The 24,553-nt window shown below is 46.5% G+C and carries 25 protein-coding genes and 1 tRNA gene; 20 read left to right on the top strand and 6 right to left on the bottom strand.

Annotation, left to right across the window (positions count from 1 at the left end; all coding sequences use genetic code 11):
- Positions 1–675 precede the first annotated feature (675 nt).
- Complete coding sequence (locus MKY48_RS33570) at positions 676–1,440, top strand: hypothetical protein (protein ID WP_339269166.1); 765 nt, start codon at positions 676–678, stop codon at positions 1,438–1,440.
- 175 nt (positions 1,441–1,615) lie between these two features.
- On the opposite strand, the gene gntK is transcribed toward MKY48_RS33570, so the two are convergent.
- From gntK to gnd, 4 genes are all read right to left on the bottom strand, one after another.
- Positions 1,616–3,163 (bottom strand): gluconokinase, encoded by a 1,548-nt coding sequence (gntK, locus tag MKY48_RS33565; protein ID WP_339269164.1) that lies wholly within the window; start codon positions 3,161–3,163, stop codon positions 1,616–1,618.
- An 87-nt stretch (positions 3,164–3,250) separates the two neighbouring features.
- Positions 3,251–4,612: a GntP family permease gene (locus MKY48_RS33560; protein ID WP_076326301.1), complete on the bottom strand. Its 1,362-nt coding sequence runs from the start codon at positions 4,610–4,612 to the stop codon at positions 3,251–3,253.
- A 162-nt stretch (positions 4,613–4,774) separates the two neighbouring features.
- Entirely contained in the window at positions 4,775–5,452 is a 678-nt protein-coding gene (locus MKY48_RS33555) for a GntR family transcriptional regulator (protein WP_339269161.1), read from the bottom strand.
- A 135-nt stretch (positions 5,453–5,587) separates the two neighbouring features.
- Positions 5,588–6,487: a phosphogluconate dehydrogenase (NAD(+)-dependent, decarboxylating) gene (gene gnd, locus MKY48_RS33550; protein WP_339269160.1), complete on the bottom strand. Its 900-nt coding sequence runs from the start codon at positions 6,485–6,487 to the stop codon at positions 5,588–5,590.
- A 454-nt stretch (positions 6,488–6,941) separates the two neighbouring features.
- Here gnd and rpmH point away from each other — a divergent pair, with 454 nt between their 5' ends.
- The 12 genes from rpmH (at position 6,942) to MKY48_RS33490 (ending at position 19,768) form a co-directional block, all read left to right on the top strand.
- Positions 6,942–7,076: a 50S ribosomal protein L34 gene (rpmH, locus tag MKY48_RS33545; RefSeq protein ID WP_006207379.1), complete on the top strand. Its 135-nt coding sequence runs from the start codon at positions 6,942–6,944 to the stop codon at positions 7,074–7,076.
- Positions 7,077–7,299: 223 nt separating this feature from the next.
- On the top strand, positions 7,300–7,650 hold the full coding sequence (rnpA, locus tag MKY48_RS33540; RefSeq protein WP_009591465.1) for a ribonuclease P protein component: 351 nt from the start codon (positions 7,300–7,302) through the stop codon (positions 7,648–7,650).
- Positions 7,651–7,725: 75 nt separating this feature from the next.
- On the top strand, positions 7,726–8,619 hold the full coding sequence (locus MKY48_RS33535) for a YidC/Oxa1 family membrane protein insertase (RefSeq protein WP_076326298.1): 894 nt from the start codon (positions 7,726–7,728) through the stop codon (positions 8,617–8,619).
- On the top strand, positions 8,616–9,401 hold the full coding sequence (gene jag, locus MKY48_RS33530) for an RNA-binding cell elongation regulator Jag/EloR (protein ID WP_339269157.1): 786 nt from the start codon (positions 8,616–8,618) through the stop codon (positions 9,399–9,401). The genes MKY48_RS33535 and jag overlap by 4 nt, the downstream gene beginning before the upstream one ends.
- 190 nt (positions 9,402–9,591) lie before the next feature.
- Complete coding sequence (gene mnmE / locus MKY48_RS33525; protein ID WP_339269155.1) at positions 9,592–10,968, top strand: tRNA uridine-5-carboxymethylaminomethyl(34) synthesis GTPase MnmE; 1,377 nt, start codon at positions 9,592–9,594, stop codon at positions 10,966–10,968.
- A 109-nt stretch (positions 10,969–11,077) separates the two neighbouring features.
- Positions 11,078–12,964 carry a tRNA uridine-5-carboxymethylaminomethyl(34) synthesis enzyme MnmG gene (mnmG, locus tag MKY48_RS33520; RefSeq protein WP_339269153.1) on the top strand — a complete coding sequence of 629 codons (1,887 nt, stop codon included), beginning with the start codon at positions 11,078–11,080 and terminating at the stop codon, positions 12,962–12,964.
- Between the two features lie 3 nt (positions 12,965–12,967).
- Positions 12,968–13,690, top strand: a complete 723-nt coding sequence (rsmG, locus tag MKY48_RS33515; RefSeq protein ID WP_076326294.1) for a 16S rRNA (guanine(527)-N(7))-methyltransferase RsmG — start codon at positions 12,968–12,970, stop codon at positions 13,688–13,690.
- Positions 13,691–15,165: 1,475 nt separating this feature from the next.
- Complete coding sequence (gene noc, locus MKY48_RS33510) at positions 15,166–15,984, top strand: nucleoid occlusion protein (protein WP_076326293.1); 819 nt, start codon at positions 15,166–15,168, stop codon at positions 15,982–15,984.
- A 267-nt stretch (positions 15,985–16,251) separates the two neighbouring features.
- Positions 16,252–17,013, top strand: a complete 762-nt coding sequence (locus tag MKY48_RS33505) for an AAA family ATPase (protein ID WP_076326292.1) — start codon at positions 16,252–16,254, stop codon at positions 17,011–17,013.
- Positions 17,006–17,845, top strand: coding sequence for a ParB/RepB/Spo0J family partition protein (locus MKY48_RS33500; protein ID WP_076326291.1), 840 nt, complete (start codon positions 17,006–17,008; stop codon positions 17,843–17,845). The genes MKY48_RS33505 and MKY48_RS33500 overlap by 8 nt, the downstream gene beginning before the upstream one ends.
- A gap of 235 nt (positions 17,846–18,080) precedes the next feature.
- Entirely contained in the window at positions 18,081–19,229 is a 1,149-nt protein-coding gene (locus MKY48_RS33495; RefSeq protein WP_339269151.1) for an aminotransferase class V-fold PLP-dependent enzyme, read from the top strand.
- 38 nt (positions 19,230–19,267) lie between these two features.
- Positions 19,268–19,768: a DUF4446 family protein gene (locus tag MKY48_RS33490; protein WP_339269150.1), complete on the top strand. Its 501-nt coding sequence runs from the start codon at positions 19,268–19,270 to the stop codon at positions 19,766–19,768.
- Here the strand turns inward: MKY48_RS33490 and yyaC are convergent.
- Positions 19,743–20,348, bottom strand: coding sequence for a spore protease YyaC (yyaC, locus tag MKY48_RS33485; protein ID WP_076326288.1), 606 nt, complete (start codon positions 20,346–20,348; stop codon positions 19,743–19,745). The genes MKY48_RS33490 and yyaC overlap by 26 nt on opposite strands.
- A gap of 261 nt (positions 20,349–20,609) precedes the next feature.
- Here yyaC and MKY48_RS33480 point away from each other — a divergent pair, with 261 nt between their 5' ends.
- The 4 genes from MKY48_RS33480 (at position 20,610) to MKY48_RS33465 (ending at position 22,231) form a co-directional block, all read left to right on the top strand.
- Positions 20,610–20,864 (top strand): DUF3343 domain-containing protein, encoded by a 255-nt coding sequence (locus MKY48_RS33480; protein ID WP_098749598.1) that lies wholly within the window; start codon positions 20,610–20,612, stop codon positions 20,862–20,864.
- Positions 20,865–20,879: 15 nt separating this feature from the next.
- Positions 20,880–21,779: a mechanosensitive ion channel family protein gene (locus MKY48_RS33475; protein WP_339269147.1), complete on the top strand. Its 900-nt coding sequence runs from the start codon at positions 20,880–20,882 to the stop codon at positions 21,777–21,779.
- 67 nt (positions 21,780–21,846) lie between these two features.
- Positions 21,847–22,068: a DUF951 domain-containing protein gene (locus MKY48_RS33470; RefSeq protein ID WP_076326286.1), complete on the top strand. Its 222-nt coding sequence runs from the start codon at positions 21,847–21,849 to the stop codon at positions 22,066–22,068.
- Positions 22,069–22,140: 72 nt separating this feature from the next.
- Positions 22,141–22,231, top strand: a tRNA-Ser gene (locus MKY48_RS33465).
- A gap of 574 nt (positions 22,232–22,805) precedes the next feature.
- Here MKY48_RS33465 and MKY48_RS33460 read toward each other — a convergent pair.
- Entirely contained in the window at positions 22,806–23,000 is a 195-nt protein-coding gene (locus MKY48_RS33460) for a YjzC family protein (RefSeq protein ID WP_053490757.1), read from the bottom strand.
- A 238-nt stretch (positions 23,001–23,238) separates the two neighbouring features.
- Here MKY48_RS33460 and rpsF point away from each other — a divergent pair, with 238 nt between their 5' ends.
- The 3 genes from rpsF to rpsR are packed head-to-tail and all read left to right on the top strand — an operon-like array spanning position 23,239 to position 24,360.
- Positions 23,239–23,523 (top strand): 30S ribosomal protein S6, encoded by a 285-nt coding sequence (rpsF, locus tag MKY48_RS33455; protein ID WP_036640509.1) that lies wholly within the window; start codon positions 23,239–23,241, stop codon positions 23,521–23,523.
- Positions 23,524–23,571: 48 nt separating this feature from the next.
- Positions 23,572–24,066 carry a single-stranded DNA-binding protein gene (ssb, locus tag MKY48_RS33450; RefSeq protein ID WP_076326285.1) on the top strand — a complete coding sequence of 165 codons (495 nt, stop codon included), beginning with the start codon at positions 23,572–23,574 and terminating at the stop codon, positions 24,064–24,066.
- Between the two features lie 21 nt (positions 24,067–24,087).
- Positions 24,088–24,360, top strand: a complete 273-nt coding sequence (gene rpsR / locus MKY48_RS33445) for a 30S ribosomal protein S18 (RefSeq protein WP_006207333.1) — start codon at positions 24,088–24,090, stop codon at positions 24,358–24,360.
- The last annotated feature ends 193 nt before the right edge of the window (positions 24,361–24,553 follow it).

Here is a 24,553-nt window from a genome sequence, read left to right as displayed (position 1 = left end):
AACTGTCACTCCTTTAAATCTTCCAAATGTGGCTAGAGCCATGTGTGGAATTGTCGAAAGAAAATGAATGATGTCTAATTATCCCCAGAACTAACTCCTGTGGAAACAAAAAAATATGGATAAATTGAAATTGTTCACAACTTTATCCACAGCCTGTTGATAATATTATAGCTTCATTCACATATTCACAACCAAAAGTAATATCATCATAGCAAAAGAAGGCCTTATTTTCAATGTATGTCGCTAATTTATCCACAAATTCAATACGTTGTGCATAATTTTTATTCACACCACTATATATTGTTTATAATTTGTTTAGCCTTCGACATCATTGGCCTCAAAACGCAAAAAATTATTCACAGGTTGTCCGATTCACAAGCAGAATTTTCTTCTCTCACCATCTGTTCATAACTTATGGTTGAATGTTCTAGCAGCCAATCAATCGACCAAAGGTGAAAAATGGCTGTGGATAGTCTTCAAATGGAATCGCTAGATTTCCATTTGAGGGCTTTTTTTATAGAAAAATCTTGCTTAATCTGTACTCGTGAGCCTTTGAAAGGCCCCTTATTTAAGGTTTAAATCGCGATGGGTATCGTATAACGGCAGTTTATTAGGGACTTAAGTTGGCAATAGGCAATCCTTTGGCTTTTGAAACCTTTTTTGTGAAGGGACCGTATGATTAGAAAAAATCGGAACGGGGAGTCAAGGATGCGGACGGAAGGGAAGGCCTTGAATTGGAGAAGAATAGGGTTATTACTCGCTCTGGCGGCCGCATTGGTTCTAATTACCGTGTGGGCCCAGGGCTATTATTCGAAGAAAGTGTTTCATATGGAAGGACTAAAGTACGCCAAATATGCCGATTTGGGAAGCGGGAGCATCGTATATAGGGCATCATTTGGCCGCGGCGAGCCGATTTATGTTCATACTTATGAAGATGAGAAACGGGTTGAGATTGCGGGCGAGGTATATGAAATCCGGGCATATGAAAAGGAATCAGGCCATTCTGCATCATACGAAGTGAGTTATCCTGACGGTAAGACCTACCTCGTGAAACCTTTTGGAGACCGGAGCTTTCTTGCTTACAACGAGGAAGGGGAGATGGTGGTACCCGGCATCAGGTTCATGGTCGGCAGCCAAGTTCACCGTTCCGATCCGGAAGAGCCACGCTACTTCCCCACGGAGCTTGCAAAGGCTGCCGACGAGCAGTTTCATGACCCTAACGGCAGCGTAGGATTCTTCATATTGGCGCTCGTGATGCTGATCTATGCCTGGTGCGGATTCCGTTATGAAGCCTTTCAACGCTTTATGTTTCATATGTCGCCCTCGAATTGGATGGTTGATAATCCGGAGCCAAGCGATTTCTACTTCTTTATGTGTAAGGCAGGGGGAATTTTCGGTATGGGATTCTCACTGTGGATATTTTTCACACAGGCATTATGACAAAAAAAGCCCGTTTTCGCCATGGATCGGATCCATCGAAAACGGGCTTTTATTTCAGATAAAGTATAAACTTCGAAACTTGGCCTACCTGATATTGCAAGAAAAACAACATCTAATCGCCGGTCTGTTTTCTCTAGAATGTACGTAGATAGACGTTTTCCTTACTATAGTAAGCTTACGATTGCTCGAATCGGCGCTGAAATTGGCTGATGGCTTCATAATCTTCTTCCAGTTTCCGCGAAATGCGGATGAAGATTGGCAGCAGAGCCTTATAAACATCAGAACTTTCCTTCACAGGCTGGTGTTCATGGGTGCCGCCAACCATCGTCTCTACAATGTCGAGTGAATCGGCTCTTCCTGTAGCGTACAGACCAAGGACTACGGCGCCAAGGCAAGAGCTCTCGTAGCTCTCCGGCACGATCACCTGCTGGTCAAAAATATCCGCCATCATCTGCCGCCAGATCGGTGAACGGGCGAAACCGCCGGTGGCATGGATTTTGGCCGGCCGGCCGATTTGTTCCTCCATCGCCAGCAGAACGGTATACATATTAAAGATCACGCCCTCCAGCACGGAGCGGATCATATGCTCTTTTTTATGATTCAGGGTTAAACCAAAGAACGACCCACGGGCATTCGGATCCCATAATGGCGCACGTTCTCCGGTCAGGTACGGGTGGAATAGCAGGCCGTTCGAGCCTGGCGGAATACGGTCCGCGATTTTGGTGAGTACATCATACGAATTAATGCCGAGCCGCTTGGCCGTTTCAACCTCGGAGGCGGCAAATTCATCGCGAACCCAGCGGAAAATCATGCCGCCGTTGTTGACCGCACCCCCGATGACCCAGTGCTTCTCCGTTAATGCGTAGCAGAAAATCCGTCCCTTCGGATCGGTCATCGGCTTGTCAACAACCGTACGGATGGCACCGCTCGTACCGATGGTAGCGGCAACGACTCCCGGCTTGATGGCATTCACGCCGAGGTTCGACAGCACGCCGTCGGCAGCTCCAAGCACGAAGGGAGTGGAAGTGGAGAGCCCCATGGCTGCGGCATACTCGCTTTTTAGGCCTTCTATAATATGTGTCGTCGGTACTATCGCAGATAAATGGTCCTCCGTGATGCCAGCGAGCTCGAGCGCCTGCTGGTCCCATGCCAGTGCCTCAAGGTTCATCATTCCGGTACTGGAGGCAATGGAGTGGTCTACAATATATTGGCCAAATAGTTTGAAATAAACATATTCTTTAATCGAAATGAATTTGGCTGTTTGATGAAAGATGGAAGGTAGCTCATGGCGCATCCACATCAGCTTGGTCACAGGCGACATCGGATGAATCGGAGTTCCGGTTCTAAGATACAGCTCCATGCCGCCGAGTTCTTTTTTGAGCTTTGCAGACCAGGCAGCACTGCGGTTGTCGGCCCAAGTAATGCAGCGAGTCAAAGGGGTACCTTGGCTATCTACGGCAATGACGCTGTGCATGGCCGCACTGAAAGAAACGAACAGAACTTGAGCCGGATCAATCCCGCTCTGCGACATGACCCCTTGGACAGAGGAAATGACGGTCTGAAAGATTTGCTCCGGATCTTGTTCCGCCGTAGAGGGAGTAGGGGTGAGCAGCGGATATTCGCCGCCGGCTTTGGCTACAACCTCACCATTCTCCTTGAAAAGCACGGCTTTGGTGCTGGTTGTTCCGATATCGACACCGATCATATAGTTCTGAGTACTCAAGAGACATACCTTCTTTCTACGTAAGGGCACCCGGTTCGCTGTCAAAATATCAGCATTCCGGGAGCCCCCATGTGACTTATTGCTTCATTATACAATTACATTGAGAACCAGAGCCAACACCAGTCCGGTCAGGGACAGAATTGTCTCCATCACGGTCCAGGATTTCAGCGTCTGGGCTACCGTCATGTTAAAGAATTCTTTTACCATCCAGAAGCCGGCATCGTTCACGTGAGACAGTACGATGGAGCCTGCCCCGGTAGCAAGCACCACAAGCTCTACGTTAGCCCCAGGCGTCATGGCAAGCACAGGAGCGACAATCCCAGCGGCAGTCGTCATGGCTACAGTGGCGGAACCGGTTGCAACTCGAATGAGTGCGGCTACAAGCCACGCGAACAGGATGATATTGATATTTGCACCGGTTGCAATTTCGGCAATGGCATTGCCGACGCCGCTGTTGATCAGAACCTGCTTGAATGCACCGCCCGCACCGATGATCAGAATGATCGTAGCGATCGGAGCGAGACATTCGCTGGTGAAGCGGGACAGATCATGTTTATTAAAGCCGCGTGCGAATCCCAGCGAGAAGAAGGAGAAGACTGCAGCGATGAGCAGTGCAATGACTTCATGACCGATAAATTTGCAGAACACGGCTATAAAGCTGGTGGACTCCGGATCGATAATATCGGCTGCGGAACCGATAAGCATCAGAATGACCGGCAGCAAGATTGTAAACAAAGTGATGCCGAAGCCGGGTAATCCGCGTTCAGCTTTGCTTGAGAACTGCTCGGCAAGTTCCTCGGGTGGTTCGGTTCGGATCCGTTTGCCGATGAATTTGCCGAACACCGGACCGGCCAGTATCGCTGCAGGGATCCCGACCAGGAGCGAGTAGAGGATCGTCATGCCAAGGTTCGCATCATAAGCTTCAATAGCAATCATTGGAGCGGGATGCGGAGGCACCAAACCGTGAACGGTGGACAATCCGGCGAGAATCGGAATGCCGATGTGCAGCAGAGACATTTTCGTTTTGCGTGCAACCGTGAAGACAATAGGAATCAACAGGATAACGCCCACCTCGAAAAATACGGGAATACCGACGATAAAGCCGACAATCATCATGGACCAATGGACCCGCTTTTCGCCGAAGCGATCAACGAGGGTGGTCGCGATTTGCTCGGCGCCTCCGGATTCAGCCATCATTTTTCCGAGCATGGTACCAAGGGCGATAACGATGGCAATCGTTCCAAGCGTTCCCCCCAGGCCGCCTGTGATCGAAGTAATAACATCCGCAGGCTGCATGCCCGTCAATAGACCAAGGATCAGAGCGGAGATCAGTAGGGTCACGAAAGGGTTCCATTTATATTTGGAAATCAGCACGATCAGGAAGACGATCGTCAGCAGCGTCCAGATCATTAATGTAGCATTATGACTGAGACCGAATAGTGAGTTCATATCTTGCTTCCTCCTATAGATTACCCATTTTGAATTGGGAAATGGTTCATATCGAGCTGTTCTGCGGTAGTATACCCAAAACAAAGCTGAATTCTATTGTATACTTGTCGACAACTTAGAGCGCATGCAGTGTTTCGTAAGACGGAGGAAGGGAGGATTAAGCTAACCCTCCGGAAAACTAAGATGAAGCGTTTGACGGGAATCATCGAAATAATGTTGAACCGCCGTTTGGATCCGTGCCGGATCCAGGGATTCCATCTCTGCAATAAGCTGAAGATGCTTGTCCATGACATACCGAATCTTGGTGCCTCCGCCACCGAACACCTGACGGGTCGTAATTAACATGACTGTGATCACGATAGGGCGAATGCTCTTCCACAGATGAAGAATCCGTTTATGGTTTGCTTCCGTAATGATCCGTTCATGAAAAGCCAAATCCTGATAGGAGAATTCAACCGGGTCCTGATGTTTCGCTGCAAGCTCCATCCGATCAACGATTTGTTTTAAATGTTGGATTAATTTCGGCTGGGGATTCGCAAACACTTGGCCTTGAACAAAGCTCTCAATAAGAAAACGGACATCGTATAATTCTTCTACTTCCTTAAGCGATAAGCCCATGACAACGGCGCCCATGCGCTCCAATTGTATCAATCCTTCGCTGGACAGCGTTTTCATTGCTTCCCGCACAGGAGATCGGCTGGTGCCGAATTCACCTGCAATCCGGTTCTCGGACAGGATTTCTCCGCGCTTGATGGTACCACTAATAATCTGTAATCTCAGTTCACTGGCGATGGCCTCTCCGAGAGAGGCTCCTTGAAGCCACGTTGAGGGAAATTTCATAGCATAATTCTCCAATCCGGTACTGATTCTAATTTTCTCTAGTGGTAATGATACCACATCGAAAGGAAAAGGGACCATAAAGAGACTATGACATGATGCCCTTAAGAAACAGCAGGTTATAGAAGAGAATTAATGCTATTCCGATTTTTCAACCGCATGGCCACCGAATTCATTACGCAGTGCTGCAACGACTTTGCCGTGGAACGTATCTTGGTCAAGGGAGCGATATCGCATGAACAGCGACATGGCAATGACTGGAGCGCTGGCTTGAACCTCAAGTGCCGTTTCAACGGTCCATCTTCCTTCACCGGATGATTTCATGACGCCTTTGATGCCATCCAGCTTCGGATCCTTGGAAAATGCGTTTTGCGTCAGCTCCATGAGCCAGCTCCGAATGACGGAACCATTGGACCATACCCGCGCGACATCCTCATAGTTGAAGTCGAACGCGCTTTTTTCCAACACTTCAAAGCCTTCCGCAATGGATTGCATCATGCCGTATTCGATTCCGTTATGGACCATTTTCAGAAAATGACCGCTGCCGCTTTCCCCGGCATACAAGTAACCGTTCTCAACAGCCATATCCTTAAATAGGGGTTCAATGCTGTTGAATACGTCGCGGTTGCCCCCAATCATAAAGCAGCCACCGTTATGAGCGCCTTCCATACCGCCGGAAGTGCCGGCATCAAAATAATAAATGCCTTGATCCGCCAGCCGCGCTGCACGGGCTTTGGAATCTTTATAATGTGAATTGCCACCGTCAATCAGAATATCACCGGACTCGAGGAGTGGGGTGAGGGAATCGATGACGGAATCCACGATATCTCCAGCTGGTACCATCATCCAAACGATGCGGGGTTTATCCAGTTTGGCAACAAGCAATTCAGTTGATGCTGCGGCCTCGGCACCACACTGGGCAGCTTGATCGACCAATTCCTTATTTAAGTCGTAAGCTACGACCTGATGCTGATGATGAATTAGATTCTGAACCAGATTGAGCCCCATTTTCCCCAGACCGATCATGCCTATTTTCATAAAACAAAGCAGCTCCTTCTTCGGTGTATACTTGTATACAACTTAAATTCAATTATTTATACTACTCTTTTATAGCGCATGTGTAAATAAGGGACATTTTAGGGATGAAAGGCGTTATATGGATCGAAAAATGACATCCACAACCTATTTAAATAGGTTATCCCCATGTGGATAATTCAAAACTAGCAATAATGACTACTTGTGGAAAACTTAAGTGCTTGCTGAAGTTAACTAAGGTTTGACTTTTGGGCCTGAACGTGATTAAATGTATAAAGGCATTTTCTGTGAAGATGAGAACATTATCCGCTACCATTTAGCGGTCTGTTTACAAGAGATACGTCCATAGACGTCGGTTCAACAAATCGCGGTCTATTCTTCCGTGAAAGTGCGTCGATTGACGTTATGATCTTAAAATATGGGTACGACATATTCCTGTAAGGGGGTGCATTAATTCATGAGACCGACTTTCAAACCGAATGTAAGCAAACGTAAAAAGGTACACGGCTTCCGTAAAAGAATGAGCACGAAGAACGGACGCAAAGTATTGGCTAACCGCCGTCAAAAAGGCAGAAAAGTACTGAGCGCTTAATATTGTGCCACGAAGACCACCGAGGTGGTCTTTTTTTCGTAATATCTCCTGCAGTGTGAGGAGTTTCCTTTTGAAATCGGCAGGATATAGGCTATAGTTTGTCTTAAAGTATTCCAAGTGAGTGTTTATAGCGGTTTTGGCATGACTATACTATTATAATAGAAGAGATGCCAAAGAAACGTTTGATTCTTGAACTTGATTAACGGCAGGGCGGGAGAAACTTGTGCATAGAAAACTTCGTTTACGGAACCGCGCTGATTTCAGCCGGGTATATCGACACGGAAAGTCCTTCGCCAATCATCAATTTGTTGTATATTGGTCACGCAAAAAAGAGGTAGAGCAGTTTCGCGTTGGCGTTTCATGCAGCAAAAAGATCGGCAATGCGGTTGTCCGCAACCGGATGAGACGGCTGGTTAAAGAGATTGTCAGGCACCATCAGCATCAGATTATCGAGCATATTGACCTGATCTTTATCGTTCGAAAGGGAGCACTCGATAAGTCATATCAGGAGCTGGAAAAAAGCGTGCTTCATGTATTGAGGAAATCGTCCCTTCTGAAAGCGAAGAGGGGCTGAACCATGTGTTTATTTGTCCATATAAATATGTTATGATTTACCGTGGAATGGAATGGCGAAGAGAGGGGTTTTGAAGTGTCGTTCATGAAGACAAGACGAGGGAAATGGTTCCTCCTCACCGCTGTAATACTTGCAGTGGCCGTTATATCAGGTTGTGCGCCTGGTGGAGCTGACCAAACGCGTACCATTGAAGATTTGAAAAATGGAGGCTTTTGGCAGAGCAACGTTGTTTATTACTTTACATGGGCACTTGATACGTTTGCTACATGGTTTAACGGTGAATACGGATTGTCCGTACTCGTGATGGTGCTTATCGTCCGTACTTTGATTTTACCGCTGACTCTGAAACAGGTCAGAAGCTCGAAGGCAATGCAGGCCATTCAGCCTGAAATTCAGAAAATTCGCGAGAAATATAAAGATCAACCTGAAAAAGTTCAAATGGAAACGATGAAGCTCTTCCAGGAGAATAAGGTTAATCCGATGGCGGGATGTTTGCCGCTGATCGTACAAATGCCGATATTTATCGCACTCTATCATTCGATTTACTATAACAATCTCCTTCGTGATCACGAATTCCTGTGGCTGCAATTAGGTCAACCGGACAAGCTGTTTATTTTGCCGGTGCTTGCCGCTGTAACTACGTTTTTCCAAACGAAAATGATGATGAAGATGAACCCGTCTCAGCAAATGGGAATGATGCAGTTCATGCTGTTTGTTTATCCGATTCTGATCTTTGTAATGTCCTTCCAGTTCCCTTCGGCACTTCCGTTGTACTGGTTCTACAGTAACCTCTACACGATCGTGCAGAACTACTTCTTGTACCGCAACAATGACAAGGCTGCTATCGTGGCAAGCGTTGCCAGCGCAACCGACGGTCAGAAGAGCAATAAGAGCGGTAACAAGGGCGGGAAAAAGAGTGGCAGCAAAGGTGGGAAAAAAGGTTCGAAGGGAGCCAAGAAGTCGAGATGAGTAAAATCGTCGCAACAGGAAAAACCATTGAAGATGCTGTCGCACAAGGGCTGGCCCGATGGGGTGTAAGTCAAGACCGTGTATCGGTTCAAGTATTGAGTCAGCCATCAAGAGGATTCCTGGGCCTGTTCGGGGTCAAGGAAGCGAAAGTCGAACTAACGCTCCTGCCTGACGGTGCTGGCGGCGATTCATCTGTGAAGGAAGTACCACCTACGAACGCGCAAGCTGTTCCAGCCAAAGTGGTTCAGGTCTCTAATACCTCTGTAATGACGCAGGAACCTGCTGTCAGCATGGATACAGAGAGCCCTGACACAGCTTCGCTTGCAGGCAAGGATCCTTACCAGGAGGCCATCACCTTTCTGATTGAAACCGGACAAGCCATGGGGCTTGATATTTCGGTTGACGTCGAGAAGGGGAAAGACTTTACCACGCTTCAAATTTCCGGCGCCGGACTTGGACTGATGATCGGGCGCAGAGGTCAGACTCTGGATGCCCTTCAGTATCTGGCGAATATCGTAGCTAATCGTTACTCCGACAGTTATCTTCGCATCGTACTGGATGCTGAGAACTTCCGTGACCGTCGCAAGAAGACGCTGGAGGATCTGGCGGATCGGTTAGCGGGACGGGTTCTGAAGACCCGTAAAGAGATTGTGCTTGAGCCTATGCCTGCTGCTGAGCGGAAAGTGATTCACGCCAAACTCCAGTCGCATGGAGCCGTGAAGACGTACAGCAAGGGCGAAGAGCCGAACCGGCGGGTTGTCATTACACCCAAGTCGTCCTAAATGAGTTGAAGAGTATATATAAACAATGACTCCTTAAGCTTCAAGAGGGAGTCATTGTTTTTTAAAAAGACCTATACAGGAAGACTCCAGCAGGAGGTTTTCTTTAACGTTGATAGATGTAGCAGCCGGATTATATATGATATGGCTGTAATTCTGATGTTTTTAACGAAAGAAAGAGGTGAAGGAAACGATGTTTAGTGATACGATTGCAGCTATTTCAACAGCTGTCGGTGAAGGCGGCATTGCGATTATTCGCGTTAGCGGGCCGGATTCCGTTCAGGAAGTGGAGCGTATATTCAAAAGTAAAAACAAGTTAACGGAAGTGGACTCCCATACCGTTCATTACGGTCATATTGTAGATCCGAAAACGGGAGAAAACCTCGAAGAGGTGCTCGTGACGGTGATGCGTGCTCCTCGATCGTTCACGACCGAGGATGTCGTCGAGATCAGTGCCCATGGTGGGGTCATCTCCGTCAAGCGGGTGATGGATTTGTTGCTTCAATTAAACATCCGTTTGGCGGAACCGGGTGAATTTACGAAGCGGGCTTTCTTAAACGGGCGGATCGATCTATCCCAGGCGGAAGCCGTTATCGACCTGATTCGTTCGAAATCCGATCGCGCCTTTTCCGTTGCCCTCAAGCAGGTTGAAGGAACGTTATCCCGTAAGATTAACGAGCTTCGTCATACCTTGGTCGAAACGCTGGCCCATATTGAAGTGAATATCGATTATCCTGAGCATGACGTGGAGTCGCTTACTTCAGAATTCATTAAAGAGAAAAGCCAGCTTGTCATGGGTGAAATTGATAAGCTGCTGAAGACTGCGCAAGAAGGGAAAATCCTACGTGAAGGGATTACGACAGCTATTATCGGTCGCCCTAATGTGGGCAAATCTTCGCTTCTAAACACGCTGGCCCAGGATAATCGGGCGATTGTCACGGATATACCGGGGACGACTCGCGATGTGATTGAGGAATTTGTGACTATTAACAATATTCCGTTGAAGCTGCTCGACACTGCGGGCATCCGGGAAACGATGGATGTGGTCGAGCAGATCGGCGTTGAACGATCCAAGCATGCGGTAAACGAAGCGGATCTCATTCTGCTCGTGCTGAATGCCAGTGAATCGCTGCATCAGGACGAATTGGAATTGATGGAACAAATACGCGGTAGACAATGTATTGTCATTATGAATAAAATGGACTTACCGTCTAATCTCGATCTGGACATTCTGCATCGGTACTACCCCGATGAATTGATTGTTCCGATGTCGATGAAGGCACAAGAGGGAATTGACCGGTTGGAAGAGGCTATATCCAACTTGTTCTTCAGCGGCCAGATTGAAGGCGGAGATCTGACGTATGTAAGCAATGTGCGACATATCGCTTTGCTGAAGAAATCCAAGCAGTCGCTGCAGGATGCTTACGATGCGGCTGAACAGTTCATCCCGATTGATATGATCCAAATCGATGTGAGAATGGCTTGGGAGCAGTTAAGTGAGATATTGGGCGAAGCGGTTGGCGATTCGCTCATTGATCAGATTTTTTCACAGTTTTGCTTGGGTAAATAAGCCCCAAGGATTACTATATATAGTAGGAACGGCTCAGCAATTTCAGGGATATCCGAGGTGGATGCCCTTTGATTACGTATATAACACAATTAGAACAGGATGGTGAGCTATGAGCTATATGGGTGGCACTTATGACGTGATTGTAGTCGGTGCAGGACATGCCGGCTGCGAGGCTGCACTTGCATCTGCACGAATGGGTGCTGAAACGTTGATGGTTACCATCAACTTGGATATGGTTGCTTTTATGCCGTGTAACCCGTCCATTGGAGGGCCTGCCAAAGGCCATGTCGTGCGCGAAATCGACGCACTGGGTGGAGAAATGGGACGCAATATTGATAAAACCTTCATTCAAATGCGAATGTTGAATACAGGTAAAGGTCCGGCTGTCCATGCGCTGCGTGCTCAAGCCGATAAGTTTTCTTATCAGCATACCATGAAAGAGACGATGGAGAAGGAAGAGAAGCTTACCCTTCGTCAGGGTATGGTGGATCAGCTCATCGTAGAAGATGGTGTGTGCGTGGGGATCATAACGCAGACGGGTACGGAATATCGTGCGAAAGCCGTTGTGCTGACAACCGGTACGTATTTGCGCGGTAAAGTTATTATGGGTGAATTGATGTATGAGAGCGGTCCGAACAATCAACAGCCGTCGGTAAAACTTGCGCATAACCTGCGCGAGCTTGGATTTGACCTTGTTCGCTTCAAGACAGGTACACCCCCGCGAGTGCATAAGGATACGATTGATTTCTCTAAGACCGAAATTCAGCCTGGGGATGAGAAGCCTAAGTTCTTCTCTTATGAAACAAAGTCCTCCGACAATGAGCAGCTTCCTTGCTGGTTGACGTATACGTCGGTGGATACGCATCAGATCATCAATGACAACCTTCACCGCGCACCAATGTTCTCCGGCGTTATTGAAGGTACTGGGCCACGTTATTGCCCATCCATCGAGGACAAGATCGTTCGTTTTGCCGACAAACCGAAACATCAAATTTTCCTTGAGCCTGAAGGTAAAAATACGAAAGAATACTACGTGCAAGGGCTATCCACCAGCATGCCTGAGGATGTTCAGCTTGCGGTTCTTCGTTCCATCCCCGGAATGGAGAAGGTAGAAATGATGCGTAACGGATATGCTATCGAGTATGATGCAATGGTGCCAACACAGCTGTGGCCGTCTTTGGAAACGAAAAAACTGCCGGGTCTGTTCACAGCCGGACAGATCAATGGAACCTCGGGCTATGAAGAGGCAGCAGGACAAGGCATTATGGCGGGAATCAATGCAGCACGTAAAGTGCAGGGCAAAGAGCCAGTGATATTGGATCGTTCCCAGGGTTATATTGGAGTGCTGATCGATGATCTGGTGACTAAAGGGACAAATGAGCCTTATCGTTTGCTCACCTCCCGTGCAGAATATCGTTTGCTGCTTCGTCATGATAATGCCGATTTGCGTCTTACTGAAATCGGTCACGAAATCGGCCTCATTTCGGAAGAGCGTTATGCTAAATTCATTCAGAAGAAGCAACTGGTTGAGCAAGAGATCGAACGTCTTCGTCAAACGAAGGTGAAGCCCGTTGAAGTGAATGCGATGCTGGAAGCGGCCGGTTCTGCACCAATTGTGGATGGAAGCAATATGCTGACGATCCTGCGTCGTCCGGAAATCACGTTTGCGATGATTGAGTCGCTCTCACCGTCTCCTTACGAACTGGATGAGGAAATGAAGGAGCAAGTCGAAATTCAAATCAAATATGCGGGTTATATTGAGAAACAGCTGGGTCATGTGGAAAAGCTGCAGAAGATGGAGAAAAAACGCATTCCCGAAGATATCGTTTATGACGAAATCAACGGACTGGCCATGGAAGCTCGGCAGAAGCTGAACAAGATCCGTCCGATCTCCATCGGTCAGGCATCACGCATTGCAGGTGTAACGCCAGCGGATATTTCGATACTTCTCGTTTACCTGGAGCATTATAACCGGGTAACCGCAGCGAAAGGATAAGGAATGGACGACATTCAGAAGGCTTTTGTTGACCGGCTCGGTGAGCACGGGATTACGATCGATGAGATACAGCTTCACCAGTTCGAGATGTATTACGAAATACTGGTAGAGTGGAACGAGAAAATGAATTTAACCGGAATTACCGAACGGGAGCAAGTTTATACGAAGCATTTTTACGACTCGATTACACTCGCCTTTTACGTGGATATGACTCAAATCGGCAATCTGGCGGATATCGGATCAGGCGCTGGCTTCCCAGGTATTCCTCTGAAAATATGTTTCCCGCATGTGAAACTGACGATTGTGGATTCGCTTAACAAACGAATTAACTTTCTGAAGCATGTTGTGGATACGATTGGCCTGAATGGGGTTGAACTGATTCACGGGCGTGCGGAAGAGGTTGCTCGTAAGCAGGGGTACCGTGACGGGTTCGACCTGGTCACCGCAAGAGCGGTTGCTCGCATGGCTGTGTTGAACGAGTTCTGTCTACCTTTCACCAAGGTAGGGGGGCGATTCGCCGCTATGAAGGGCAGTGACCCTACGGAAGAGGTGAAGGAGGCGGCTCGCAGCTTGAAGGAGCTGAGAGGGGCTTTGAACAAGGTTCATTCGTTCTCCTTACCCGTAGAGGAATCTGGCCGGCATATCGTGGTAATCGATAAAAAGGGAGCCACGCCTTCCAAGTACCCCCGCAAGGCGGGTACGGCCAGCAAGACGCCGATTGTGTAAGTATCTTGCAACTCCGATCTAAGGCACTATCAATGACTCCCTTGCAGAAGCAAGCTTGGCAAGGAGACAAGTAAACTAATCAAAGAGAAGGACTCTATGGAGTTCTTCTCTTTTTTAATTGGCTGTGTAAGATTTGTTGAGCGGGCAGATCGGTCGTTAATATCTTTTTCTATTCACATATGCAATACATAGAGACCGTTGTTTATTTTAATTTCGTTGGTTAAGTCCATCCGTACGTTTATCTATTCTATAGATTGGGACGTGGGGTGAAATCACATAAGGAATTCGACTTGGATCACCGAGTGGGAGGAAGTCTATGAAGCATCTTTAGGTTTTGATCACGCGTTCACCCTTTGCGTGGATTTTATTAAACAGAACCAAGGCTGGCTTCTAAAGGGAGATTTTTAAGTTCAAGCTGAGCTTATAGATAAGAATGAAATCAACACTGTGGATGCACCTGATAAATTTGCAATGTTTCACGTGAAACATTAGAAGTAAGTTGTCGGATATAAATAGACATCCCTTTGGAAGTGTTATTTCTTGTCAGATTATTTTGATATCAACTATGTTATCTAACTTGGATATTGAAGGATAGACCCCCCAAGGAAAGGAAGTTTGAAGGTATCATAATCTGCGCCGGAGAACGCTAAGTGCGCAAAGGGAGCAGTGACGCACGATGTTACATAATTCGTATTCATTCATCTACTAGCTTTTGAGATTCAGCTCGTCTTTGACTTGGATGATATTGGTCGTTTGAAAGATCTAATCTATTGGCAAATCCCACAATTATTCTGAATGCTAGGATCGTTAGAAAGGCTGCAGGATAGATAAATGTGGCCTATTAACATGATATCGACGCAAAAACTTTGGAACTGTGCACAAATCATGTATAAAGCAAGCGAGAAATGAAGGAAAAAAGGTGATATTGGAGAATAGAGTTATAGGACAAAAAGTGGTAGAATAGAATCGTAGTATCCATTTGGACAGAAGGGCCGGTTTGCCCGTTCTTTAATAGGATGAAAGAGTATAAATCCTGGTTTGGTCACTTTTCCATCCTTGCTTCGTGCAGTCAACAACCTTGATCGTTGTGGCTGCTGTTTTTTGGAAAGTGCCGTGCGATCCCAAGGGGATCATGGCCTTATGCGAAGTAGAAAACATATATACCACTTGTGAGATATCGATTGATAGTAAGCATCATGATAAAACCTCCTGTTATATCTCTCAAGAAGAAACCGCTTCATGCAGCGGTTTGGATCAGAGTAATACGTCTATGATCACCACAGGCGTCTTTTCTCTGATCAGCATGAAATCTGTTTTTGCAGGGAAATGCCTGGCACCACAGTGGATTCTAGCGCCAATGGATGGTGGAATCATCTGTGTATGGCTCCATATTGTGGTTGTCCAATCGTTTAACCGATTCCGGGATATTCGGAGGCTTATCCGTGCTATCATGAAATTAGGTGGTAATATACGGAATGAAAGAACAATTTTCGAGATTGTTTGGCTTAGCGGCAGAGCGGAACCAAGGGGATGAAGTGAAACAAATCCCGGTAAACGAGATTGTCAGCAGCCCATACCAGCCACGGACGATTTTTGATGATGAGAAGATTGATGAACTGCTCCAGACGATTAAAACTCATGGAGTCATTCAACCTATCGTTGTTCGCGTCCGTAATGGCATGTATGAGATCATTGCAGGGGAACGCCGCTGGCGTGCGGTTAAGAAGCTGGGTCTGGACACGATTCCGGCCATTGTTCGGGAGTTCAACGATTCACAGGCGGCATCGATTGCGTTAATCGAAAATTTGCAGCGTGAAGGACTGACGTCCATTGAAGAGGCTGTTGCTTATCAGAAGCTGATTGATCTTCATCAACTGACACAAGAGAGCTTGGCACAGCGTTTAGGAAAAAGCCAGTCTACGATTGCAAACAAGATTCGCTTGCTGCAGCTGCCAGAAGCAGTCAAAGTGGCTTTGATGGAACGTAAAGTGACGGAACGCCATGCTCGTGCGCTGCTTTCTTTAGATAATGAAGAAACCCAGCTCAAGGTGCTGGACGAGATCATTACCAAGGAACTGAATGTGAAGCAGACGGAGGCACGAATCGCCTTTTATAAAGAAGTAACAACGATGAAGAAGTCTAAGCGTATATCTTATAGTAAGGATGTTCGCCTGGCTTTGAACACGATTCGTCAATCGATTGATATGGTATCCGGTTCCGGGATGGCAATTAAAACAACAGAGAATGATCATGAAGATCACTATGAAATCGTTATAAAAATACCTAAACGTTAAGATATGGTGTGAAGCGGTATGCATCGTACCGCTTTTTCTGTTGATCAAGAGATAGTGCTCTACACCAGACTGTATCGATTAACGAAGGGGTTAGGTTTGTTGTTACAGATGAGAACCATGTAATTTATTATTACTCATTTTCATCCGCTATATCCTGGGCATCCTGGAGTTACCGGGAACGTTCGCTTAATACACATATACAGCCTATCGCTGTATATCATCTATTGCGACTACTTAGAAGAGTCTTCCTACATTGAGGTGAAATGAGTGTCAAAGATAATTGCCATAGCAAATCAAAAGGGCGGTGTCGGCAAAACGACGACTTCCGTCAATCTGGGAGCTGGATTGGCTTCGCTAGGCAAACGGGTGCTTTTGGTGGATATAGACCCCCAAGGAAATACAACGAGTGGGGTTGGCATTAATAAAGCCGATGTTGCAAATTGCATATATGATATTATCATCAATGAAGTACACCCGAAGGACGCCATCTGTGGGACTAACATAGAAGGATTGGACATCATTCCGGCAACCATTCAATTGGCTGGTGCTGAGATTGAGCTTGTCCCTACGATTTCTCGTGAGGTACGATTGAAGAAATCACTACAATTAATCAAGCCTCAGTACGATTATATTTTGATTGATTGTCCTCCATCGCTTGGCATTTTAACGATCAATTCATTGACCGCGGCCGATTCAGTAATTATCCCGATTCAATGTGAGTATTACGCACTGGAGGGTCTGAGTCAGCTGCTGAATACGGTTCGCCTTGTTCAGAAACACCTGAATACCTCTCTCAAGATTGAAGGCGTATTGCTGACGATGCTGGATGCGCGCACGAACCTGGGCATTCAAGTGATTGAAGAAGTGAAAAAGTATTTTCAGGAAAAAGTGTACAGAACGATTATTCCTAGAAACATTCGTTTGAGTGAGGCACCTTCTCATGGACAGTCGATCATTACATATGATCCTCGTTCTAAGGGAGCGGAAGTATACTTGGAGCTGGCAAAGGAAGTGATCTCGTATGAGTAAACGATTGGGAAAAGGGCTGGATGCGCTTATTCCATCTTTGTCTATTCATGATGATGACAAGGTAGTGGAAATTCCGCTCAGTCAATTGCGAGCGAATCCGTATCAGCCGCGCAAGACATTTAACGATGAGGCAATCCAGGAATTGGCGGAATCGATCCGTCAGCATGGAGTTATACAACCGATTATCGTCCGCAGTGTGCTGAAAGGGTATGAGATTATTGCCGGGGAGCGCAGATTCCGGGCATCCCAATATTGCGGAAAAGCTACGATTCCGGCGGTGGTTCGATCTTTTAGCGATCAACAGGTTATGGAAATTGCCCTGATTGAGAACCTTCAGCGCGAGAACCTGAACGCCATGGAGATTGCTGTAGCTTATCAAGGTTTAATGGAACAATTTTCCTTAACCCAAGAAGAGCTTTCATTGAAGGTAGGTAAGTCTCGTTCTCACATCGCTAACTTTTTGCGGTTGCTTTCCCTACCAGAAGAAGTGAAGGATAATGTTTCACGTGGAACATTGTCCATGGGACATGCCCGAGCGATCGTTGGAATAAAGGATCCAATTCTTGTTAAGCAGTTGGCAAAACAGTGTGTTGAGCAAGAGTGGAGTGTTCGTGAACTAGAGGAAGCTGTTAAGAATCTGGATCGTAAACCAACGGATAAAGCGAAGCCTAAGGTTAAGAATAGAGATCCTTATATCGATCATTTGGAAGAGGATCTGAGAGAACGGTTTAAAACAACTGTCAAAATTAAGCACAATAAGGATAAAGGGAAGATTGAGCTTAATTACTATAGCAGACAGGACCTGGAGCGGTTGTTGGAACTTCTTCAATAAAGAGTCGTAGTTTTGTTGAAGAAGATACTATTGTGAGTGACGGGTTGAACAACAAATGGTCGAACAGCAAATGAGTGTGATTAAAAACCAAAGACATGTCGACGTTCCTGTAAGGGAATGAGATATGTCTTTATTTAACTAAACGTGAAGCCATAGCCTTGATGCTGGATTAAAGAGGTTTTTGGACATATCCTGTTAAGAGACACCAATACGGTAAAGATGAAGGGGAAACATCATGGACCCGATCGTTTATCTGGATCATGCAGCCACTTCGTGGCCAAAGCCTCCTGAAGTATTTGAGGCGATGAGAAAGGCGATGGAGGAGGAGGCTGCAAACCCGGGACGTGGGAGTCACCGGATGGCGGTGAAAGCTTCTCGTGTACTCTACGGAACGCGAAAGACGCTCGCGGATTTGTTTGGGGTGAAAAATCCTAATGATATTGCGCTGACATCGAATACAACAGAAGCGTTGAATTTAGCAATCAAAGGCTATTTGCGTGAAGGCGACCATGTGATTGCCACTATGATTGAACATAACTCAGTGCGAAGACCGTTAGAGTTTTTGAAACGCACCCGAGGGATACAAGTGGACTACGTTCCTGTCGATGAGGAAGGCCAGCTTGATGTGCAACTAATGGAGGGCGCTTTTCGTTCTAATACTAGGCTTGTTGTATGTAGTCACAGTTCCAACCTTCTTGGTTCGATTATTCCTCTCGTTGAAATAGGAGAACTGGTGAAGAGGAAAGGGGCCGTACTGCTCGTAGATGCTGCCCAGAGTGCCGGTATGCTGGATGTTCACGTGGAGGAGATGCATGTAGGCATGTTGGCTTTTCCGGGGCATAAAGGGCTTCTGGGGCCGCAGGGGACAGGCGGGTTGTATATCTCGCCTGATATTGATCTGGAACCATTACTGCACGGAGGCACAGGGAGTCAATCGGAGGCTATTGAACAGCCAACGGTACGTCCGGATCGATATGAGGCAGGGACGCCTAACACGATTGGATATGCGGGATTGCAAGCGGGTGTGAAGAAGGTGCTTGAATGGACACCCCAGCATATTTACCGGCATGAATGGGAGTTAACGCAATATATGATGGAGGGTCTACAAGAGGTAGGAGGCCTTCGAATACTAGGTCCTGCTCTTGGACAGGCGAGGACAGGTATTGTTGCATTTGTGTCGGAGCGATTCAGTGCGTCTGAATTGGCTTTCCGACTGGACCGGGAATATGGAATTGCTGTGCGTGCCGGTTATCATTGTACACCGCTTGCCCATATGGTATCAGGCACGGAACAGACGGGTGCAATCAGAGCAAGCGTGGGGATATCTACTAGCCGTGACGAGGTAGAGTTCATGCGAAAAGCGATTGCAGAGATTCATAGTTAATCGAATAGATCAAGATGGAGAAGAGGAAGGAAGAAAGCATGTCTGAATTAAATGAATTGATCATGGAACAGCTTCATTGGTTTGTCGTCGGAATGGTCATGATCATCTTGATCTTATGGGTAACTTTAATTGTACAAGGGACAAAACTGCGTAAAATGAGGCGACGTTATGATGCGATGATGGAAGGCAGTGGGGTAGAAGACATCGAATCGCTGTTGGTCCAATTGAAAATCCAAATGGATGAGATTGAAGAGGGACATGCCCATCATCAAAAAATGCTGGATACGATCAGCGGCAGTTTGAAAGGGATGAAGTCCAAGGTTGGTATCGTACGATACAATGCGTTTGGCGAGCGGGGAAACGAAATGAGCTTCTCCCTGGCTATTCTCAGCGAACAAGAGGAAGGGATCGTGCTGACCGGTCTGCATAACCGGGAGAGCTCTTTTGTGTATGCTAAACCACTGAAGGATGGGCAGTCCAAATATCCATTGTCTCCGGAAGAAAAAGAGGCCGTCACTCTTGCGCTGCAAGAAGGGTAGAACGGTTCCACTCTTTGATGCCTGCAAATAGGCAGGTTGCAATAATATCAGACAACCGCATGACCAAGCTTAAGCGAGTGTTCTGCAATACGAAGTATTCCATAAAGCCGCCGACATTGACGATACCCGTTACATGGATATCGCCGACCGGCGGTAATTCTTTATGTACGCCGGCTCCAGGCTTTAGAGGACCATCGGATATCTGAATAGAGCCTACACTTGATGATTGCCCTAAACAAGCATCAATTCCGATTACAAAAGGGTTGTCGAATTTTTCGTATATGGCCGTTAGCGTATCCTTCAGATTCATGGCGTGGACAGGCTCGTCCAGCGTACCGTAGAGATGAAACATGGAACTGTTGTAGCGTGCAAGTGAGGTGCCGACAAGCGGCCCCAGGCAGTCGCCGGTAGACCGGTCGGTACCGATGCAGACAATGACAAGCGGACGATGCTGAATACGGGCGTCAGAGAGATGGAAGAGCAAGCGATGTATAATAGCAGAATGGATATTAGGGTCCGTGTGTGGTATTTTTAAGCTGGAAGCCTCCGGGCGAGACGTGATTTTAGATAGACGGTTCATAGAATCTTCCTTTCGTCTGCATTTGGTAGTATCAGTATATGGATGAAAGACTGTTTTTATACTTTGGGATTCGCTTAAAATGTGATTTATATTCATGTCAGACAGAAGTATGCTCTTAGAAAGAGGGTATGACCTGGACTGCATGAGGTATATGAATATGTTGATCTATGAAAAGGTTTATATAAAACTCTTAATCATTGGAAATGATGAAGAGAAGAACATACATACAAAATGATAGGAATGATGGAGGGGGACGGGGCAGTGGAAGGCGCGATGTTGATCGCATTCGATTCCACCCAGCAGGCACTGCGTGCGGAAATGCTGTTGGAGTACGCGGATATCGAAATTGATCTTTTTCCTACACCAAAAGAGATTACAGCAGGCTGTGCATTATCGATTCAATTCCCACCTGATGCGTTAAAAGATGTTCAAGAGATCATTCAGCAGGAGCATGTGGAGATCCGAGGCATCTTTGCGCTGGATAACAACAAGAGGTATATCAACATCGAAGAGTAAGGGGAGGACATCAGGATGAGGGGCTTTGGTTACTTATCAGCGGAAACGGATGACGGTGTAGATTTAAAAACTATAGCTGAGGAGGCTGAGGGCTTGAAAGATAAAGTCTGGGGATGGTTAACGAATGAAGAGATGTGGATGCATATCCTGTCATCCGGCATTCGGGTTATCATCATTTTTATTCTGACGCGTCTTGTGATACGGGTTGTGTATAAAATGATTGATCAGTTTCTCCTTAGGCAGGAGAAGAGTCGAATACAAGTGAACTCAAGACGTTTTGTCACGGTAGGGGAGTTGTTAAAAAATGTAACCTCCGTTGTATGCAACTTTGTCATGATTTTGATCATTCTCTCGGAGTTCCACTTCGAGTTAGGACCGCTGTTAGCCGGTGCCGGAGTCCTTGGTCTTGCTATAGGTTTTGGTGCACAGAGTTTAGTGAAGGACGTTATTACTGGATTTTTCATTATATTCGAGGATCAGTTTGCGGTAGGTGACGTAATCAAAAGTGGTGAGTACCGGGGAACTGTCGAAATGATCGGGCTTCGCACCTCGCGTGTAAAGGGATTGAATGGGGAGACCTATATCATTCCGAATGGGATGATTACCAGCGTCACGAATTACTCCCTTTCCAACTCATTAGCCATTGTAGATCTACCGGTAAAGAACGACCAGCAGGTGAAGGACACGATTACACTGATTCAAGCGGCCCTTACGGGAATCATGGACCGTCGCCCAGAGGTACAGCGGATACCGGATGTATTAGGAATCCAGTCATTGAATACTTCCGAATATGTTGTTCGTATTGTGGCGGAATGCAATCCGAATGCAAGGGAAGATGTGGAGCGTCAGATTTTTACGGATATCAAACAGGCGATTGAAGCACGGGATTTGGGACAAGAACGCGTGCAGGGTTGATCTAATCGGTTAACCAATGATATATAATAGATAGAAGAAGTGATAGAAGTAAAAGGGAGCGGTAGCCATGGAGCGCAAGGTATTTCAGTTAGGGGATATCGTTCAGATGAAGAAGCCGCATCCTTGTGGGAATAATGAGATGGAGATTATTCGCATGGGGATGGATATTCGGATCAAATGTACAAAATGTCAGCATAGTGTGTTGATCCCCCGTTTAAAGTTTGAGAAGAATATGAAGAAGGTTTTGCGTTCGGCTCAAGAGACGGAAGGGGCAGGGGATACACCGTAATATCTCCTCCCCGAAGCGTTAAGACAAGCTATTGACCATATAATGTTTCCATGATATAATCAATCTTGCTGTGGAAAGGTACCCAAGAGGCCCAAGGGGGCTGACTCGAAATCAGCTAGGCGTCGCAAGGCGTGCGTGGGTTCGAATCCCACCCTTTCCGCCACCAATCGTTTAAAGTTCCGCTGTTATGGTTATAAACGATGTTGATACATAAGTTAGGCGTTAAGCTGTAAAGCGCCTTTGAATAAAATACCCTCATGCAGACGACCTGCAGAGGGTGTTTTTCGTTGGAACAAACTTGAGTTTTTGGTCCCGAGTATTTTTGCACAAAAAAGAAGGGCCCGATTGGGCCCTTCCTTCTGGGTAGGCGGTGCTTGTGAATTGGAATCATTTTATCAGCACTTCTGCGAACCTTGTCAATAGCTTCACTTGTCCAAGAGGTCAAGCATTCGGCTCATTTCCTCAGCTTGCAATCCGTGTGACGATCAGAAACCTCATGCGTCGTTCTGCTGCAACGTTCAACGGAACCACACCTCTCTCATGCACCGCCTGATTATAATGTGCGCATAAAGGTGTCTTTGTATACACACAAAATTCACCGGATAAAAATTCCAATATCAAATGTTTAGATTGCATGGCTTGGTCAACAGTGATTTAAGCCATGACCTGACTTCGTACCGTGCGCAAAGGACGAGGTAAGCATAATGTAAAAACTCCAGGCTGATGTCTTCAGGTGGTTACTTAGGCTGCACTCTGCGCTTGTTTAACCATACACGATCGTCATTTTGGGTTTCAGGAAACGTATCACCTTTGTTCATTTGGATTTGACGAGGATTTTCGATCCCCATGATATGGTCTCTGACGCCCACTTCCATATAAATGCCGTTGTTTGGGGCTTTGTCACCTGCACGAAATTCGGACTGTTCTCCCATTGTGGAATTCCTCCTCATTATGATGGATGGACTGCATGTATTATCATGCGCCATTGGATTCTAAATCATCGCAGGGAAAGTGAGAAAAGCGCGGTAATAAAGGGAAGAGAGCATATTCAGCATTGAAAAGAAACTTGCATCCGATCACCCGTTCTGATATAGTATTATGGTGCGAGTTAGACTCGCTCCTTGCTCTCAACAGAGATTGAGGGCCGAAGTCCATAAGGAGGTGAAACATATGCGCAAATATGAAGTGATGTACATTATTCGTCCTGACATTGAACAAGAAGCTGTTCAAGCTGCAGTCGATAAATTCCAAGGCATCATCTCCAACGGCGGAGAAATTACAAAGCATGACGTAATGGGTAAACGCCGTCTTGCGTATGAGATCAAGAAATTCCGTGATGGCGTATTCGTTCTGGTAAACTTCAATGCAACACCTGAAGTTGTAGCTGAACTTGAGCGTCTCATGAAGATTTCTGACGAAGTTATTCGTTATCTCATCACGAACGACGTTGCTTAATACGTAAAAAAACTTTGTAATTGATTTCGTTCTAAGGAGGGGATTGGATTGTTGAACCGTGTCATTTTGATTGGCCGACTGACTAAGGATCCCGAGCTGCGATATACTCCTTCAGGTGTTGCTGTAACGCAATTTACACTTGCTGTTGATCGTCCGTTTACTGGACAAGGCGGGGAGCGCGAAGCGGATTTCATTCCGGTCGTGACCTGGAGACAGCTTGCGGAGACTTGTGCAAACTATCTGCGTAAAGGCCGTCTGACGGCTGTAGAAGGGCGCATTCAAGTGCGGAATTACGAGAATAACGAAGGTAAGCGTGTATACGTCACCGAAGTCATTGCCGATAATGTTCGCTTCTTGGAGTCAAACCGTGAAACAAGCGGTGGCGGAGGAAATCGTGAGGAATCATCGTTTAGCGGAGGAAGCAACAGCAATAGCAGTGGCGGAAACCGTGGGAACAATAACAACTCACGAAACAACAATCAGGATCCTTTTTCCGATGAAGGAAAACCGATCGATATTTCGGATGATGATTTGCCATTTTAATACGGAAAGGACTGACAACACATGGCTTTTAAACAAAGAGAAGGCGGAGACAACGACAAAAGACCGGCACGCCGTGGCGGCCGCAACAAGCGTCGTAAAGTATGTTTCTTCACTGTGAACAAAATTACTCACATTGACTATAAAGATACAGACCTGCTCAAGAAATTCATCAGCGAGCGCGGAAAAATCTTGCCTCGTCGTGTAACAGGTACTAGCGCTAAATATCAGCGTGCCCTGACGATTGCGATCAAACGCTCCCGTCAAATCGCATTGCTTCCATACACAACTGAGTAATCATTTGTGTCAGAGCGGTCCAGCCTAACTTATAGGCTGGGCCGCTTTTTATTATGGAAGAGTACAGGCTGGTTTCGAGGAGGGATGTGATGAGAGTTGTTAAAGACGAGAGTCTTACAAGTTACAATCCAAGCTTACCTCACAGGTGTGAAAGCTCAGCACGTGATGCGGAAATTATTGATTTTGGGATGAA

Source organism: Paenibacillus sp. FSL W8-0187, from assembly GCF_037969755.1.
Taxonomy (GTDB): Bacteria; Bacillota; Bacilli; order Paenibacillales; family Paenibacillaceae; genus Paenibacillus_AQ.
Note: the sequence above shows the minus strand (reverse complement) of the source record. Positions and strands in the feature narration are given on the sequence as shown.

Excerpts from the sequence above, each read along its gene's own strand:
- MKY48_RS33570 (WP_339269166.1), top strand. The coding sequence starts at position 676 with ATGATTAGAAAAAATCGGAACGGGGAGTCAAGGATGCGGACGGAAGGG.
- MKY48_RS33495 (WP_339269151.1), top strand. The coding sequence starts at position 18,081 with ATGGACCCGATCGTTTATCTGGATCATGCAGCCACTTCGTGGCCAAAG.
- MKY48_RS33470 (WP_076326286.1), top strand. The coding sequence starts at position 21,847 with ATGGAGCGCAAGGTATTTCAGTTAGGGGATATCGTTCAGATGAAGAAG.
- rpsF (WP_036640509.1), top strand. The coding sequence starts at position 23,239 with ATGCGCAAATATGAAGTGATGTACATTATTCGTCCTGACATTGAACAA.
- rpsR (WP_006207333.1), top strand. The coding sequence starts at position 24,088 with ATGGCTTTTAAACAAAGAGAAGGCGGAGACAACGACAAAAGACCGGCA.
- gnd (WP_339269160.1), bottom strand. The coding sequence starts at position 6,487 with ATGAAAATAGGCATGATCGGTCTGGGGAAAATGGGGCTCAATCTGGTT.
- jag (WP_339269157.1), top strand. The coding sequence starts at position 8,616 with ATGAGTAAAATCGTCGCAACAGGAAAAACCATTGAAGATGCTGTCGCA.
- MKY48_RS33490 (WP_339269150.1), top strand. The coding sequence starts at position 19,268 with ATGTCTGAATTAAATGAATTGATCATGGAACAGCTTCATTGGTTTGTC.
- MKY48_RS33475 (WP_339269147.1), top strand. The coding sequence starts at position 20,880 with ATGAGGGGCTTTGGTTACTTATCAGCGGAAACGGATGACGGTGTAGAT.
- MKY48_RS33560 (WP_076326301.1), bottom strand. The coding sequence starts at position 4,612 with ATGAACTCACTATTCGGTCTCAGTCATAATGCTACATTAATGATCTGG.
- rpmH (WP_006207379.1), top strand. The coding sequence starts at position 6,942 with ATGAGACCGACTTTCAAACCGAATGTAAGCAAACGTAAAAAGGTACAC.
- mnmE (WP_339269155.1), top strand. The coding sequence starts at position 9,592 with ATGTTTAGTGATACGATTGCAGCTATTTCAACAGCTGTCGGTGAAGGC.
- mnmG (WP_339269153.1), top strand. The coding sequence starts at position 11,078 with ATGAGCTATATGGGTGGCACTTATGACGTGATTGTAGTCGGTGCAGGA.
- yyaC (WP_076326288.1), bottom strand. The coding sequence starts at position 20,348 with ATGAACCGTCTATCTAAAATCACGTCTCGCCCGGAGGCTTCCAGCTTA.
- MKY48_RS33555 (WP_339269161.1), bottom strand. The coding sequence starts at position 5,452 with ATGAAATTTCCCTCAACGTGGCTTCAAGGAGCCTCTCTCGGAGAGGCC.
- MKY48_RS33500 (WP_076326291.1), top strand. The coding sequence starts at position 17,006 with ATGAGTAAACGATTGGGAAAAGGGCTGGATGCGCTTATTCCATCTTTG.
- MKY48_RS33460 (WP_053490757.1), bottom strand. The coding sequence starts at position 23,000 with ATGGGAGAACAGTCCGAATTTCGTGCAGGTGACAAAGCCCCAAACAAC.
- rsmG (WP_076326294.1), top strand. The coding sequence starts at position 12,968 with ATGGACGACATTCAGAAGGCTTTTGTTGACCGGCTCGGTGAGCACGGG.
- noc (WP_076326293.1), top strand. The coding sequence starts at position 15,166 with ATGAAAGAACAATTTTCGAGATTGTTTGGCTTAGCGGCAGAGCGGAAC.